This is a genomic window from Acinetobacter portensis (genome assembly GCF_009372215.1).
In the GTDB taxonomy this organism is placed as follows: domain Bacteria; phylum Pseudomonadota; class Gammaproteobacteria; order Pseudomonadales; family Moraxellaceae; genus Acinetobacter; species Acinetobacter portensis.
In genome coordinates this window covers 1-14,525 of record NZ_LWRV01000068.1, presented here as the reverse complement: position 1 = coordinate 14,525, position 14,525 = coordinate 1, and the positions used below count along the sequence as shown (strand labels likewise).

Here is a 14,525-nt window from a genome sequence, read left to right as displayed (position 1 = left end):
TCATGGCTAAACGTACAGACATTAAAAGCATCTTAATTATTGGTGCTGGTCCAATTGTAATTGGTCAAGCATGTGAGTTTGACTACTCAGGTGCTCAAGCATGTAAAGCGCTTCGTGAAGAAGGTTACCGCGTTATTTTGGTAAACTCTAACCCTGCGACAATCATGACTGACCCAACAATGGCAGACGCAACTTACATCGAGCCAATTACTTGGCAAACTGTTGCAGCGATTATTGAGAAAGAACGCCCAGATGCTGTTCTTCCTACAATGGGTGGTCAAACAGCATTGAACTGTGCCCTTGCTCTTGATGAGCATGGCATTCTTGCAAAATACAATGTTGAATTGATTGGTGCGTCTAAAGAAGCGATTGAAAAAGCTGAAGACCGCAAATTATTCGACCAAGCAATGCGTAAAATTGGTCTTGAATGTCCAAAAGCTGACATTGCAGAGTCAATGGAAGAAGCTTTAGCGATTCAAGCTCGTTTCGGTTTTCCTGTAATCATTCGTCCATCATTCACGATGGGTGGTTCAGGTGGTGGTATCGCGTACAACAAAGAAGAATTCATTGAAATCTGTGAACGCGGTTTCGATCTTTCTCCGACTAAACAATTATTGATCGATGAATCTTTAATTGGTTGGAAAGAGTACGAAATGGAAGTTGTTCGTGACAAAAACGACAACTGTATCATCGTATGTACCATTGAAAACTTCGACCCAATGGGCGTGCACACAGGTGACTCAATCACTGTTGCCCCTGCTCAAACGCTTACAGACAAAGAATTCCAATTACTACGTAATGCATCTTTAGCTGTACTTCGTGAAATTGGTGTAGAAACAGGCGGCTCTAACGTTCAGTTCGGTATTTGCCCGAAAACTGGTCGTATGGTTGTTATTGAGATGAACCCACGTGTATCACGTTCATCTGCTTTAGCATCTAAAGCTACTGGCTTCCCTATTGCGAAAATTGCTGCGAAATTGGCTGTTGGTTACACGCTTGATGAGTTGAAAAATGACATCACAGGCGGTACAACACCTGCATCATTCGAACCTGCAATTGACTATGTAGTAACTAAGATTCCTCGTTTCAACTTCGAGAAATTCCCACAAGCTGACGCAACTTTGACTACACAGATGAAATCTGTGGGTGAAGTAATGGCCATTGGTCGTAACTTCCAAGAGTCTATGCAAAAAGCACTTCGTGGTCTTGAAGTGGGTGTTTGCGGCTTCGATGAAAAACTTGAAGTAGGCACTGAAGGTGCGAAAGAAAAAATTCTTCAAGAACTTAAAGTTCCAGGTCCTGAGCGTATTTGGTTCGTAGGCGATGCATTCCGTCATGGTTTCACTTTAGACGAAGTATTTGCTGCAACCAACATCGACAAATGGTTCTTGATTCAAATTGAAGACATCATCAAAACTGAAGCTCAAATTAAGACTTTAGGTTTTGGCGATTTAAACGCTGACAATATCCGTTCGTTCAAACGTAAAGGTTTATCTGACCTTCGCATTGCGAACTTAATGGGTATTTCACAAAAACAATTCCGTAAACATCGTTGGAACTTGGGCGTAACCCCTGTTTACAAACGTGTAGATACATGTGCAGCAGAATTCGAATCTGATACAGCTTACATGTATTCTACTTACGATGATGAGTGTGAAGCGAATCCGTCTAGCAAAGACAAAATCATGGTGATCGGTGGTGGTCCTAACCGTATTGGTCAAGGTATCGAATTCGATTACTGCTGTGTACACGCGGCTCTTGCAATGCGTGAAGATGGCTACGAAACAATCATGGTTAACTGTAACCCTGAAACTGTTTCTACAGACTACGACACATCAGATCGTTTGTACTTCGAACCAATTACGTTGGAAGATGTGCTTGAAATCGTACGTATCGAGAAGCCTAAAGGCATTATCGTTCAGTACGGTGGTCAAACTCCGCTTAAATTGGCTCGTGCTTTAGAAGAAGCTGGTGCGCCAATCATCGGTACATCACCTGATGCAATTGACCGTGCAGAAGACCGTGAACGTTTCCAACAAATGATTCAACGTCTACAACTTCGTCAACCAAACAACAGCATTGTAAAATCTGCTGAAGAAGGTATGGCTGAAGCATCTAAAGTAGGCTACCCACTTGTAGTACGTCCTTCGTATGTACTTGGTGGTCGTGCGATGGAAATCGTATACAACGATGACGAACTTAAACGCTACTTACGTGATGCTGTTCAAGCATCTAACGAAGCGCCTGTTCTTCTTGACCGTTTCTTAGATGACGCAATTGAAGTTGACGTAGACTGCGTATCTGACGGTAAAGACGTTGTGATTGGCGGTATTATGCAACACATTGAACAAGCTGGTATTCACTCAGGTGACTCTGCATGTTCTATTCCTCCTTACTCTTTATCTAAAGATGTTCAGGACGAAATGCGTCGTCAAACAATTGCTATGGCAAAAGAGCTTGGTGTAATTGGTTTGATGAACGTACAGTTTGCAGTTAAAGGCAATGACGTTTATATTCTTGAAGTGAACCCACGTGCATCTCGTACTGTTCCATTCGTATCGAAATGTATTGGCGAATCTTTAGCGAAAGTTGCTGCACGTTGTATGGCGGGTCAATCTCTTGTGTCACAAGGTTTCACAACAGAGATTATTCCAACTTACTTCTCTGTAAAAGAAGCAGTATTCCCATTCAATAAATTCCCTGGTGTTGACCCTATTCTTGGCCCTGAAATGAAATCTACAGGCGAAGTAATGGGTGTTGGTAAAACTTTTGGTGAAGCGTTCTATAAAGCTGTTTTAGGTGCAAATGAACGTTTACCTGGCTTACCAACCGAAGGTGAAGTGAAACATGCATTCATCTCTGTACGTGAATCAGATAAACCACGTGCAGTTGCAATTGCAAAACAACTGATCGATTTAGGCTTCAAGATTCTTGCGACCGGTGGTACATTTAAGGTAATCAGCGAAGCTGGTCTTGAGTGTGAACGCGTGAACAAGGTTACTGAAGGTCGTCCTAACATTGTGGACCGTATTAAAAACGGCGAAATCCACCTTGTGATTAATACGGTTGAAGGTAAACAGGCTCAAGAAGATTCATTCTCGATCCGTCGTTCAGCACTTCAAGGTAAAGTGTATAACACTACAACTTTGAATGGTGCAGAAGCTGTTTGCCAAGCTTTAGCTATCCAATTACCAATGGATGTTTACCGCTTGCAAGACCTTACTAAAGGTTAATTAAGTTACCAAGAAGTCCCGCTACCTCTTGGTGGCGGGCTTTTTTTCATTTGTAAATCAATATTTTTTTATTGATTTAATTTCTCTTACAAACTAGAGGGACAACAATGCAACGTTATCCTATGACTCCCGAAGGCAAAATTGCCCTAGAGAAAGAATTACAGCAACTTAAAAGTGTTGATCGTCCACGTATTATTGCAGCAATTGCTGAAGCGCGTGAACATGGGGATTTGAAAGAAAACGCTGAATATCATGCTGCTCGTGAGCAACAAGGTTTCTGTGAAGGTCGAATTCAAGACATCGAAGGCAAATTAGGCGCAGTTCAAGAAATTGATGTTAAATCGCTTGAACAAAATGGTCGTGTTGTTTTTGGTGTGACCGTGACTATTGAAAACTTAGATACTGAAGAGCAAAAAACTTACAAAATTGTAGGTGATGATGAAGCTGACTTCAAAATTAATAAGATTTCTGTCAACTCTCCAATTGCACGTGGTCTTCTAGGTAAAAGTGAAGGCGATGACGCTAAAATCACGACACCTCAAGGTGAAGTGGAATACGAAATTGTAAAAGTTGAATATCTTTAATTCATAAAGATTTCATCTTAAAGCCCCTCTTTTGAGGGGTTTTTATTTGTATAAATAAAAAATAAATCATCTTGTATTCTGCATATCTACACGCTTATGCTTAAATGAATTTGCTCTTTGTTTACATTATTATGCAACTTATTTGGTTCCGACAAGATTTACGTATTCACGATCATGCTGCACTTTGGCATGCGACCCAAGCGGGTTCATGTATTGCGCTTGTTGTTTTGTCACCAAAGCAATGGCAATTGCATGATGATGCCGTTATTAAAATTGATTTTTATCTTAGACAATTACAAGAACTCAAAACGAAGCTCAATAGTAAAAATATTCCGCTCATTGTACTGAATATTGATCTTTGGTCAGATCTACCACAACATATTTTAAAACTCTGTCAGCAACATCAAATTCAATCATTACATGCCAATATTGAACTTGGAGTAAATGAACTTAAACGTGATGCTGAAATTCAACATCTGCTAGAAAAAAATAAAATTGATTTTGAGCTTTATCATGATCGAACTATTTTTCCTGTTGGCAGCATTCGTAATAAAAGTGATCAACCCTATCAAGTTTTTGGCGCATTTAAAAAACAATGTTATGAGAAACTCAGTATAAGTTTGCCTGCGTGTTATCCACCTATTGAGGCTCAAAACCCAATTTCACAGCATGAAGATTTTGAACAACCAATTTCCAGTCTTTCCGAGTTTTATCCAAACCGGCATATCTCTCATGATTTACAACAAATTTGGCACGTGAGCGAAGCATCTGCATGGCAACTTTTAGATGATTTTACTCATGATCATGTACAGCATTATCAGCAAGAACGAGATTTCCCTGCTTTAAATAGCACAAGTAAACTTGCCGCTTATTTGAATATTGGAATATTGTCTATCCGCCAGTGTTTACACGCCTTATTTCGCCATAGTCATGGCTATATGGAATTTGAAAATGATGGTCAACAAATTTGGTTAGATGAACTGCTTTGGCGTGAATTTTATCAGCATATTTTGTTCGACTACCCGCGTGTATCTAAACACCTACCTTTTAAATTAAATACACAAAAGTTGATTTGGCGTGATGCAACTCATGATTTAGTGGCTTGGCAAAATGGACAAACAGGCATTCCAATTGTAGATGCAGGCATGCGCCAACTACTTGCAACAGGTTGGATGCATAATCGAGTTCGTATGATTTGTGCGATGTTTCTCACTAAAAATTTACTCATAGATTGGCGTTTAGGTGAAGCGTGGTTTATGCAGCATTTAATTGATGGTGATTTGGCTGCCAATAATGGTGGCTGGCAATGGTGTGCATCTACAGGAACAGATTCTGCACCCTATTTCCGTATTTTTAATCCTGTCAGCCAATCGCAAAAGTTTGATGCCAATGGCGATTATATTCGTCAATGGGTGCCTGAACTTTCACATTTAGATGCGAAACACATTCATGAACCTTATGCGAAAAATCCACAATTAGAATTGAACTATCCAAAACCTATTGTCGATTTAAAAAGCAGTCGTATTCGTGCCATTGATGCCTTTAAGCATTTGGCTTAAGTTCGGCTATAATGCCTTTACGCTCGTTCTTTGATTGTTCTTATGGCTGAACCTTTAATCAATTCCCCTGTTAAGCATTGGTGCGAATTCGAATTTATTTCCAAAACTGTGAAAAATCCGAATATTCACATAAAGGGAAACTATTCTTATTATTCTGCCTATTGGGATCAGGGTTTTGAGCGTTGTGTTGTGCGTTATTTGCATGATAAGCCTTCTACACCTGATAAGCCGATTGATCAGCTTTATATTGGCAATTTCGTATGTTTTGGGGCGGAATGCGTGATTATGATGGGTGGTAATCAGTTACACCGCACCGATTGGATTTCGGCTTTTCCTTTCGATACGCGTAGTTTTGTGCCTGCGGGTGACACTGTTATTGGTGATGGTTGTTGGATTGGTTCTCGTGCCATGATTATGCAGGGTGTGAAGCTTGGTGAAGGTGCCGTGGTTGCGACAGGTTCTGTGGTAACGAAAGATGTACCCCCTTATGCGGTTGTAGGTGGCGTACCTGCGAAAGTGATTAAGTATCGTTTTCCTGAAGAAGATATAGAAAAACTGCTTTCTCTAAAGTTATATGATTTAGATGAAAAGCAGTTTTTAAAGATGCGTGAGCAATTGCAAACAGATGATGTTAGTAGATTAGTCGAATATTTTTAGAAAAATAATTACTTACATTATATATATATAAACTTTCTTCTTAACTAATCAAAAAATTTAGAGTAATAATTTTATGGATAAAAGATACCAAGTTTTCGTCAGTTCAACCTTTACAGATTTAGAAGAAGAACGAAAACATATTATCCAAACATTAATGGAAATGGATTGTATACCAGCCGGCATGGAGCTTTTTCCCGCAGCTGATGAAGAACAATGGGATTTTATTAAGAAAGTTATAGATGATTGTGACTATTATCTTCTACTAATTGGTGGTCGATATGGCTCATTAAGCCCTGAAGGAATTGGTTATACAGAAATGGAGTACGATTATGCTGTTGCCAAGGGCATGAAAGTACTTGCACTTGTGCACGGTGACCCCAATAACCTCCCGCAAATTAAATGTGAAAAAGATCCTATTCTTCAAGAAAAACTTAGTAAATTTAGAGAAAAAGTTTGTACGGGACGCTTAGTAAAATTCTGGGAAAATACAGATCAAGTAGCAGGAATGGTTGCTCTTAGTCTAACAAAAACTATTAAAATGTATCCTGCAATAGGATGGGTCAGAGCTGATTTAGTTCCTAATGAGGACACATCTAAAGAAATACTTAAACTTCAGCACACAATCAGTGACCTTGAGAACCAAATTGATCAGCTTAAAACTAAACCTGCAGGATTAGACAACCTATCCCAAAACAATGATTTAATTGAAATAAATATTGGCTTTAAAGCCAAGTTAAAAACTGATGACACTTTAGTTCGCCACAAATCATATAAAATTGGCTTATCTTTAACATGGAATAATATATTCGAATACTTATCTCCCTCCTTAATCGTTGAAAATAATGAAAATGAATTACTAATTTTACTTAGCAAATGTTTTAGAAAATATTGTGCTGAGGATTTAAAAGAAGCCCTTGATAACGGCAACTTAAAAAGTGCAATAAATTTTACCGCATATACTGAAGACTTAAGACTTATCCTTCTTCAATTCAGAGCATTAAAACTTATTACATTAAGTACAAAAAAGCACCCTCCTTCTGATACAAATACTTATTGGACTTTAACTCCATACGGCGATCAATTAATGACAGAATTGAATGCGATAAAAAGAACAGACTAAATATCTTAGCAATTGGACTACTTTGACAATTCTAGTAGTCCTTTTATAACTACAAATACCTATAATTACATCACCCACTATAATCGCCATTTATCACTCCCAATTTCATATAATAACGCCATCATATTCTTCAAAGATCACGTTCATGCATGAATATCTCATTTCATTTTTAGGTGGAACACTACTTGGCATATCTGCCGTAGGCTACTTATACGTGCATGGGCACATTGCTGGAATAAGTGGCTTACTCGCACAATCACTCCACATTAAAAGCTTTATAAACTCCCCTGCATTTTGGTTCTTGGCAGGTCTAATTGTTGTTCCATTTATATATGCACTTTTCACACAACCTGAAATCAATATTCAAGCATCACCATTCAGCATGATTATTGCAGGCTTACTTGTAGGCTTTGGCACACGCTTAGGCTCAGGCTGTACAAGCGGACACGGCATTTGCGGTATCAGTCGCTTATCAACACGTTCAATACTTGCCACTGTTAGCTTCATGCTCGCAGGCTTTGTGACTGTTTATATCGTGCGCCATTTATTAGGAGCGAACGCATGAAAAACTTTCTCGCTTTTATATTTGGTGGCATTTTTTCGCTTGGTTTAATGATTTCAGGTATGGCAAATCCACAAAAAGTTTTAGACTTTTTAGATTTATTTGGACAGTGGGATGCAAGTCTTGCTTTTGTCATGATGGGCGCAATATGCGTTGCATTTATTCCATTTCAAAAAGCAGTAAAACAAAACTCACCTAAAACTTTGTTTAACGAAACCATTCAACTTCCACAGAACACACAAATAGATCGCTCACTTATTTTAGGTAGCATCATTTTTGGTATTGGTTGGGGAATAGCAGGGATATGCCCTGCACCAAGTTTAACTTTAATTGGTTTAGGTCATTATGAAGGGCTGTATTTTATTACTTCCATGATTTTAGGCTTTTATATTCATAAACTTATTCTTCAAAGGAATAGATAAAACACATTTCACATTAATAAAAATGCCAATTTTTAGATTGGCATTTTTATTAATCTAAGACTAAAGAATATATAACTGTTTACACTTTAATATTTTTTGCCATTGCCCAATTACTGTAAATATTTATTAATTAATACATCAAGTTAGCAATATTTCACCAAGCATTTTACTAGGTTTTAATCTTTTTAAAATCAATATATTATGATTATAAGAACAGATGAAAACCACAAAACTTTATGGTTGTATTATTTAGAAAAAAGGAGAAATAAAATGTCTTTTAACAATATTTTAGTACCTGTAGATGGTTCAGAAACTTCATATGCTGCAATTGAAAAAGCAGCCGACCTAGCAAAAGCATTCAACAGTAAGGTGACTATTGTACAAGTCCTAACTTTAGACCCTTATATCGCTGCGGAATACATTTCTGCATCTCACACAAACGAACTCATTGAACGTGCCCGTAAATCACTTCTTAAAACACTCGAAGAAGCAAAAGCAAAATTTGCTGAATATGGCGTAGCTGTTGAAACTCAACTTCTAGAAGGACAAGTCATTCAACGTGAAATTGTAAAAGCTGCCGAAGCTGCCAATGCAGACTTAATTGTAATTGGTTCACATGGTCGCACAGGCTTCAAAAAATTAGTTTTAGGTAGCGTTGCACAAAGCGTACTTGCAGAAGGAACAGTTCCTGTTCTTATTGTTCGCAAGTAATTTTCAAATCAAAAAAAAGCTTCTTATTTAAGAAGCTTTTTTTATTCATGGATTCCATTGATACCGTTTTAAATTTACCCTGCCATCTATAACCACAACACCTTCCGATTGTAATTTAATAGCTTGAATATTTTCACCAAAGCCATCTTCCTTACTTAGGCTAATTTTTCCTTGTGAGTTAATTACTCTATGCCAAGGTACAACGCTATCATCAGCCATATTTTTTAAAGCAAAACCAACATGACGTGCATGCTTAGGCAAACCTGCAAGTTTTGCAATTTGCCCATACGTTGCGACTTTTCCTTGAGGAATCAACTGAATAATGCCATAAAATTCGCGCACATAATTTTTCATTACTTTTAGAAATTACCCGGACTTTCAAGTCGCTTAACTTCTTGTAATTTATCTGGATGATGAAGTTTTGCCACACCATCATCCGTTTTTTGATCGACAATTGAATCAGTTCTATGCACGCTAATGATTTCATTACCTTGCTCATCTTCCTCAACAATATATTGAAATCCTTTTTTATTCATTTTATGGCACATACGCTGATACCAACCTTTGAAGCCAGTTTTTTCTTCATTCGGATTGTAATAAAAGGCATTCATTACCGCAGGCAAACCTAAGCCACAAACCAAACCAGACAACAATACAGAAATGAAGGTATAGCCAATTAAAATACTACTATATTCACTTAACTCTGGAATGTTCGCTACCGCCAAAATTAAGGCAAGTGAAATACCACCACGTACCCCACCCCAAGACAAAATCGCTAAACTACCGTTATAACTTTTATGTCTGAAGCTTGGGAAAAATGCAAATGATAAAAAGTTAGCGGCAAAACGTGAAGCATGTAGAATAATAAAGGCAACAATACCACCCAAAATTAAGCTAATACTTAAATCTAAAATGAAAAGTTCTAAACCAATTAAGGTAAATAAGAACGAGTTAATAATGCCTTCAACCGTATGCCAAAAATGGTTTACTTCACGAATTTCTCTTTCTTGAAGAATCTCTTTCCACTTATTCCCTACAACCAAACCACCAATTACGCAGGCAATAGGCGCAGAAGCATGGGCGAACAAAGCAACCAAATACGAACCACATGCCAATAATGCTGTGGTTAAAATAAGTGATTCCATTTCGTGCTTACCACGTAATAAACGCAATATCGCTAAACCAAAACCCCAACCAATAATCACAGCAACAACAATTTCGTAAAGCAGCGTTTCCAATACACCAATCAGCGTAAAATGCTCACCTTGCAATACATTCAATAAGGTCATAAACAATGCAATACACATTGCATCATTAAATAAAGATTCACCTTCAAGCTTCACAATAAGATGATGTGGTGCACGAACCGAACTTAATACACCCTTAATACCAATCGGATCCGTCGCCCCGAGTGCAGCCCCTAAGAGTAAAAGCACCAATAAATCGACATGATTACCAACTAAAATTTGGTAACCGTAAAGCAAAACCCCCACAAATACCGCACATAAAACTAATGCAATACTGGCAAGAATAGTAATGGGTTTCCAATAACTTTTTAAATCTGACACCTTAAATTTAAGTGCCGATGAGGTCAAAATAAAACAAATAACGCCATTAATTAAAAAGTCATAGAAGTCGATATGTCTAACAGCATTTTCAATATTATGAATATTAATGGTAATAAATTCATTACCACTTAAAAGGCTTGCACCCCATTGTAAAATAAAGACAAAAATTGCAGAAACTAAGGGAACACCTATGGCTTGAGGAAAACCCAATACTCGTTTATTAAAAATTGTAGTTGCAATTGAAAGTGCAAAAATTACCGTAAAGACTTGGAGGAAAAAATAATTACCCATCAGTATTCCATCTGCTGCAACCGAAAGTACCCTTAATATTTCCACATAAAATAGGAAAAACTTAAGGATTTATTATTTGAATAGTGTACCGTTTTTTCAAAGTTTCACTCGAATTCAGTAAACTTTTTTAACATATTTTTTACATTTAAAATGAATTCATTTTACTTAGTAAAAAAGGGAGTGATCTCCCTTCTATACATGTGCTTAAACTCTATATTTAGACTTTATATATTTTGATTAAAAGTGTCGCAATCATTGATGTTTCCACTTTTTAAACCTGTTTGAAACCACTTCATTCGCTGTGCGCTTGTACCATGTGTAAAGCTATCTGGTACAACCTGACCCGTTGCACTTTTTTGTAGATAATCATCACCAATTTTATGTGCAGCATCCATCGCTTCTTCAATATCACCTTGCTCTAAAAATTGTGTACGTTGTTGAGTATGAAATGCCCAAATACCCGACAAACAATCTGCTTGTAACTCTTGACGTACAGAAAGCTGATTGCCTTGTGTTTTTGATGCTTGAGAGCGTGCTTTATGCACTTGATCTGAAATACCCAACAAGGTTTGAATATGATGCCCTACTTCATGTGCAACAACGTAAGCTTGGGCAAAATCGCCTGCTTGATCCTGACGAGATAATTCAGTTTGATTTTGCTCACCTGAAATACCCATTTGAGTTTTCATATCTTTAAAGAAAGATGTATCAATATAAACTTTTCGATCGCTTGGACAATAAAATGGTCCCATCGCAGCTTGTGCAGTACCACAACCTGAATTCACAACGCCATTAAACATGACCAATTTAGGTGGTTGATATTGTGCATTTAGTTGCTCACGGAATACTTGCGTCCACGTATCTTCCGTATCCGCTAAAACAGTTCCGACAAAATCAATAGCTTCTTGTTGATCTGGCGTAGGGTTGCTTAAACCACTCGTTTCAGCAGGTTGCACTTGGGCTGTAACTTGTTTAGTTGCCTGATAAGCTTGCTGAGGATCTACCCCAAAAAACTTCCATGCAACAAAAGCCACAACTAAGCCTACAATACTAATTCCACCTGCTTTACCCGCACCACCACCACGGCGATCTTCAATATTATTACTTACACGACGACCTTTCCAACGCATAGTCATTATCCTTATTGTGCATATGCTGTATATATGCTTTATTTTAGCGATCTTTAATTACTTATACTTCAATTATTTATGCTTGTTTAGCCTTTGAAAAAACTTTTTGCCCTAAATAGATAACAATCAATACGATTAAACCTGCAACAAAACCTGTGACCAAATTAATCATTGTTGGTGTCAATGCTCCCACAATATTTCCAACATTTGGAATCAACTCAATATAATCTACTGCATCTTCAGTCCAATGATGAAATAGTGGAATAGCGTGGTTGATAATGCCACCGCCCACCAAAAACATTGCAATTGTTCCGACAATCGTGAGTGTTTTCATCAATTTTGGGGCAAAAGCGAGCAAAGCTCGACCAATACTTTGTTTTATTGAAGATGCTTGATCTACCAAATACAAACCTAAATCATCAATTTTCACAATCATCGCGACAAAACCATAAACCCCAACAGTCATGACGATTGCAATAACAGCCAATACACTCAACTGTATCATAAAGGCTGCTGTGGCAACTGTTCCAAGTGAAATCACCACTATTTCAGCAGATAAAATAAAATCGGTACGAATTGCACCTTTTATTTTATCTTTTTCAAATGTAGCTAAATCGATGTCTTCAATATTTTCATGTTCTGTGAGGTTTTCTTCATGACTTTTTGCATGATTTTTTTTCTTATGTAAAGAATGTAAAACTTTTTCAACGCCTTCGTAGCAAAGAAACAAACCACCAATCATTAACAACGGATTAATAAGCCAAGGTGCAACCACACTAATTAATAAAGCAAGTGGAACTAAAATAAGCTTATTTACAAAGGAACCTTTCGCAACTGCCCATACCACAGGAAGCTCACGATCTGCTTTTACACCACTAACTTGTTGTGCATTCAAAGCCAAATCATCACCAAGAACACCTGCTGTTTTTTTTGCTGCCATCTTACTCATGACTGCAACATCATCAAGTACAGTAGCAATGTCATCTAATAATAGTAATAAGCTGCTCGCCATTTTTTATTCCACGCATTTTTTTATTTATTCTATCTTTAATATATCGCCTTAAAAAGAAAAACATCAGATTGTTTAAAAGCCTCTTTATTTTCAATAAGGATCTTTCAACCGTGCTTTATTTATCCGTTATGTTAATTTGCCCATAAATTATGTAATTGAGTAAATATAAGTTCTTATTAAATATCATTCATATTCATTAAATACTAAGATTTTTCAAATTCAATATTTATTCTTGCTGACATTAAAAAAAAAATTACCGTACAATATCTGCATTCTTTGTATATATGAGTAGCGCTGGCTACTGTTCTGGAATTCATAATGAGTAATCAAGATAATCGTCCAGTGATTTTGACTGGCGACCGCCCTACAGGCCAACTTCACTTAGGTCACTTTGTAGGTTCTTTGCGTTCACGCGTGGGTTTACAAGATTCACATCATCAGCATCTTTTATTGGCTGATGCTCAAGCATTTACAGATAATGCTGACAACTTCGAAAAAGTACGTCGTAATATTATTGAAGTAGCAACAGACTACTTAGCTGTAGGCATCGACCCAACAAAAACAACAATTTGTGTTCAATCGGGCTTACCTGCTTTAAACGAACTCACTATGTTGTATTTAAACTTTGTGACCGTATCTCGTTTAGAACGTAATCCAACCATTAAGTCTGAAATTCAGATGCGTGGATTTGAACGTGATATTCCTGCAGGCTTCTTATGTTATCCAGTTGCTCAAGCAGCCGATATCACAGCATTTAAAGCAACGGTTGTACCTGTTGGCGAAGACCAAATTCCAATGATTGAACAAACCAATGAAATTGTTCGTCGTTTGAACCGTCAAATTGGTCAAGAATTACTTCCTGAATGCAAAGCATTACTTTCAAATGTTGGACGTTTACCTGGCTTCGATGGCAAAGCAAAAATGTCTAAATCTTTAGGCAATACCATTGTGCTTGATGCTTCTGATAAAGACATTAAGAAAGCCGTTAATGCAATGTACACCGATCCAAACCACTTACGTGTTGAAGATCCTGGTCAAGTCGAAGGCAATATCGTATTCACTTACTTAGATGCTTTCGATCCAAACAAAGAAGAAGTTGAAGAACTTAAAGCACATTATCGTCGTGGTGGTTTAGGCGATGGTACGGTGAAAAAACGCCTTGAAGGTGTACTTAAAGAATTAATTACACCTATTCGTGAACGTCGTATGGAACTCGCAAAAGATCCTGACTACATCATGGATATCTTAAAAGCAGGCACAGAAAAATGCCGTGATATTACTCAACAAACCTTAGATGAAGTTAAGTCTGGTTTGGGTGTTTTTCACTTCTAAGATAGACATCAATTTTACGATACAAAAAAGCTCATCTTTGAGCTTTTTTGCTTTTAATACATTGTGATAAATAGATCACCAAAAACAACACTAATTACATGCTTTAACACTAGATCAACAATAGACTAAAAGACCCAATTCAATTTCTCTATTATTATTACTTCATAGAAATTAATCTTATATGTTTAATTTCACTAGTTACCCCCGAACCTGTGTAAACAGTTTCGATTTTCTGCGCAACAGTCACCCCAATTGTTGCGCATTTTTTTGCCTAAAATTTAGTGAAAACGTGATATAATTTACACAACAATTATTTATATTTATTAAGGCTCTAGACTAGCAGA

Annotated in this window: 13 protein-coding genes; 9 read left to right on the top strand and 4 right to left on the bottom strand. The window is 37.2% G+C overall.

Annotation, left to right across the window (positions count from 1 at the left end; translation table 11 throughout):
• Positions 1–2: 2 nt before the first annotated feature.
• From carB to A6M14_RS07340, 8 genes are all read left to right on the top strand, one after another.
• Positions 3–3,233: a carbamoyl-phosphate synthase large subunit gene (carB, locus tag A6M14_RS07375; protein WP_152874334.1), complete on the top strand. Its 3,231-nt coding sequence runs from the start codon at positions 3–5 to the stop codon at positions 3,231–3,233.
• Between the two features lie 107 nt (positions 3,234–3,340).
• Positions 3,341–3,817 carry a transcription elongation factor GreA gene (greA, locus tag A6M14_RS07370; protein WP_152874333.1) on the top strand — a complete coding sequence of 159 codons (477 nt, stop codon included), beginning with the start codon at positions 3,341–3,343 and terminating at the stop codon, positions 3,815–3,817.
• 131 nt (positions 3,818–3,948) lie between these two features.
• Complete coding sequence (phrB, locus tag A6M14_RS07365; protein WP_152874332.1) at positions 3,949–5,376, top strand: deoxyribodipyrimidine photo-lyase; 1,428 nt, start codon at positions 3,949–3,951, stop codon at positions 5,374–5,376.
• Between the two features lie 42 nt (positions 5,377–5,418).
• Positions 5,419–6,033, top strand: a complete 615-nt coding sequence (locus tag A6M14_RS07360) for a CatB-related O-acetyltransferase (protein ID WP_152874331.1) — start codon at positions 5,419–5,421, stop codon at positions 6,031–6,033.
• A gap of 73 nt (positions 6,034–6,106) precedes the next feature.
• On the top strand, positions 6,107–7,153 hold the full coding sequence (locus A6M14_RS07355) for a DUF4062 domain-containing protein (RefSeq protein WP_152874330.1): 1,047 nt from the start codon (positions 6,107–6,109) through the stop codon (positions 7,151–7,153).
• A gap of 145 nt (positions 7,154–7,298) precedes the next feature.
• Positions 7,299–7,718 (top strand): YeeE/YedE family protein, encoded by a 420-nt coding sequence (locus A6M14_RS07350; protein WP_152874329.1) that lies wholly within the window; start codon positions 7,299–7,301, stop codon positions 7,716–7,718.
• Entirely contained in the window at positions 7,715–8,137 is a 423-nt protein-coding gene (locus A6M14_RS07345; RefSeq protein ID WP_152874328.1) for a DUF6691 family protein, read from the top strand. Before A6M14_RS07350 ends, A6M14_RS07345 begins: the two co-directional genes overlap by 4 nt.
• 270 nt (positions 8,138–8,407) lie before the next feature.
• Positions 8,408–8,848 (top strand): universal stress protein, encoded by a 441-nt coding sequence (locus A6M14_RS07340; RefSeq protein ID WP_152874327.1) that lies wholly within the window; start codon positions 8,408–8,410, stop codon positions 8,846–8,848.
• Between the two features lie 45 nt (positions 8,849–8,893).
• On the opposite strand, the gene A6M14_RS07335 is transcribed toward A6M14_RS07340, so the two are convergent.
• The 4 genes from A6M14_RS07335 to A6M14_RS07320 form a co-directional block, all read right to left on the bottom strand.
• Positions 8,894–9,202, bottom strand: a complete 309-nt coding sequence (locus A6M14_RS07335) for an MGMT family protein (protein ID WP_152874326.1) — start codon at positions 9,200–9,202, stop codon at positions 8,894–8,896.
• A 5-nt stretch (positions 9,203–9,207) separates the two neighbouring features.
• Positions 9,208–10,707, bottom strand: a complete 1,500-nt coding sequence (locus A6M14_RS07330) for a cation:proton antiporter (protein ID WP_152874325.1) — start codon at positions 10,705–10,707, stop codon at positions 9,208–9,210.
• A 224-nt stretch (positions 10,708–10,931) separates the two neighbouring features.
• A complete protein-coding gene (ypfJ, locus tag A6M14_RS07325) occupies positions 10,932–11,837 on the bottom strand; it encodes a KPN_02809 family neutral zinc metallopeptidase (RefSeq protein WP_152874324.1) in 906 nt (301 codons plus the stop codon).
• Between the two features lie 76 nt (positions 11,838–11,913).
• Positions 11,914–12,849, bottom strand: coding sequence for a DUF808 domain-containing protein (locus A6M14_RS07320; RefSeq protein ID WP_152874323.1), 936 nt, complete (start codon positions 12,847–12,849; stop codon positions 11,914–11,916).
• Positions 12,850–13,167: 318 nt separating this feature from the next.
• On the opposite strand from A6M14_RS07320, the gene trpS reads away from it, so the two are divergent.
• Positions 13,168–14,181 carry a tryptophan--tRNA ligase gene (gene trpS, locus A6M14_RS07315; RefSeq protein WP_152874322.1) on the top strand — a complete coding sequence of 338 codons (1,014 nt, stop codon included), beginning with the start codon at positions 13,168–13,170 and terminating at the stop codon, positions 14,179–14,181.
• The last annotated feature ends 344 nt before the right edge of the window (positions 14,182–14,525 follow it).

Coding starts and splice junctions, on each gene's coding strand:
- A6M14_RS07330 (WP_152874325.1), bottom strand. CDS start 10,707: ATGGGTAATTATTTTTTCCTCCAAGTCTTTACGGTAATTTTTGCACTT.
- ypfJ (WP_152874324.1), bottom strand. CDS start 11,837: ATGCGTTGGAAAGGTCGTCGTGTAAGTAATAATATTGAAGATCGCCGT.
- A6M14_RS07360 (WP_152874331.1), top strand. CDS start 5,419: ATGGCTGAACCTTTAATCAATTCCCCTGTTAAGCATTGGTGCGAATTC.
- A6M14_RS07340 (WP_152874327.1), top strand. CDS start 8,408: ATGTCTTTTAACAATATTTTAGTACCTGTAGATGGTTCAGAAACTTCA.
- A6M14_RS07320 (WP_152874323.1), bottom strand. CDS start 12,849: ATGGCGAGCAGCTTATTACTATTATTAGATGACATTGCTACTGTACTT.
- phrB (WP_152874332.1), top strand. CDS start 3,949: ATGCAACTTATTTGGTTCCGACAAGATTTACGTATTCACGATCATGCT.
- trpS (WP_152874322.1), top strand. CDS start 13,168: ATGAGTAATCAAGATAATCGTCCAGTGATTTTGACTGGCGACCGCCCT.
- greA (WP_152874333.1), top strand. CDS start 3,341: ATGCAACGTTATCCTATGACTCCCGAAGGCAAAATTGCCCTAGAGAAA.
- carB (WP_152874334.1), top strand. CDS start 3: ATGGCTAAACGTACAGACATTAAAAGCATCTTAATTATTGGTGCTGGT.
- A6M14_RS07335 (WP_152874326.1), bottom strand. CDS start 9,202: ATGAAAAATTATGTGCGCGAATTTTATGGCATTATTCAGTTGATTCCT.
- A6M14_RS07350 (WP_152874329.1), top strand. CDS start 7,299: ATGCATGAATATCTCATTTCATTTTTAGGTGGAACACTACTTGGCATA.
- A6M14_RS07345 (WP_152874328.1), top strand. CDS start 7,715: ATGAAAAACTTTCTCGCTTTTATATTTGGTGGCATTTTTTCGCTTGGT.
- A6M14_RS07355 (WP_152874330.1), top strand. CDS start 6,107: ATGGATAAAAGATACCAAGTTTTCGTCAGTTCAACCTTTACAGATTTA.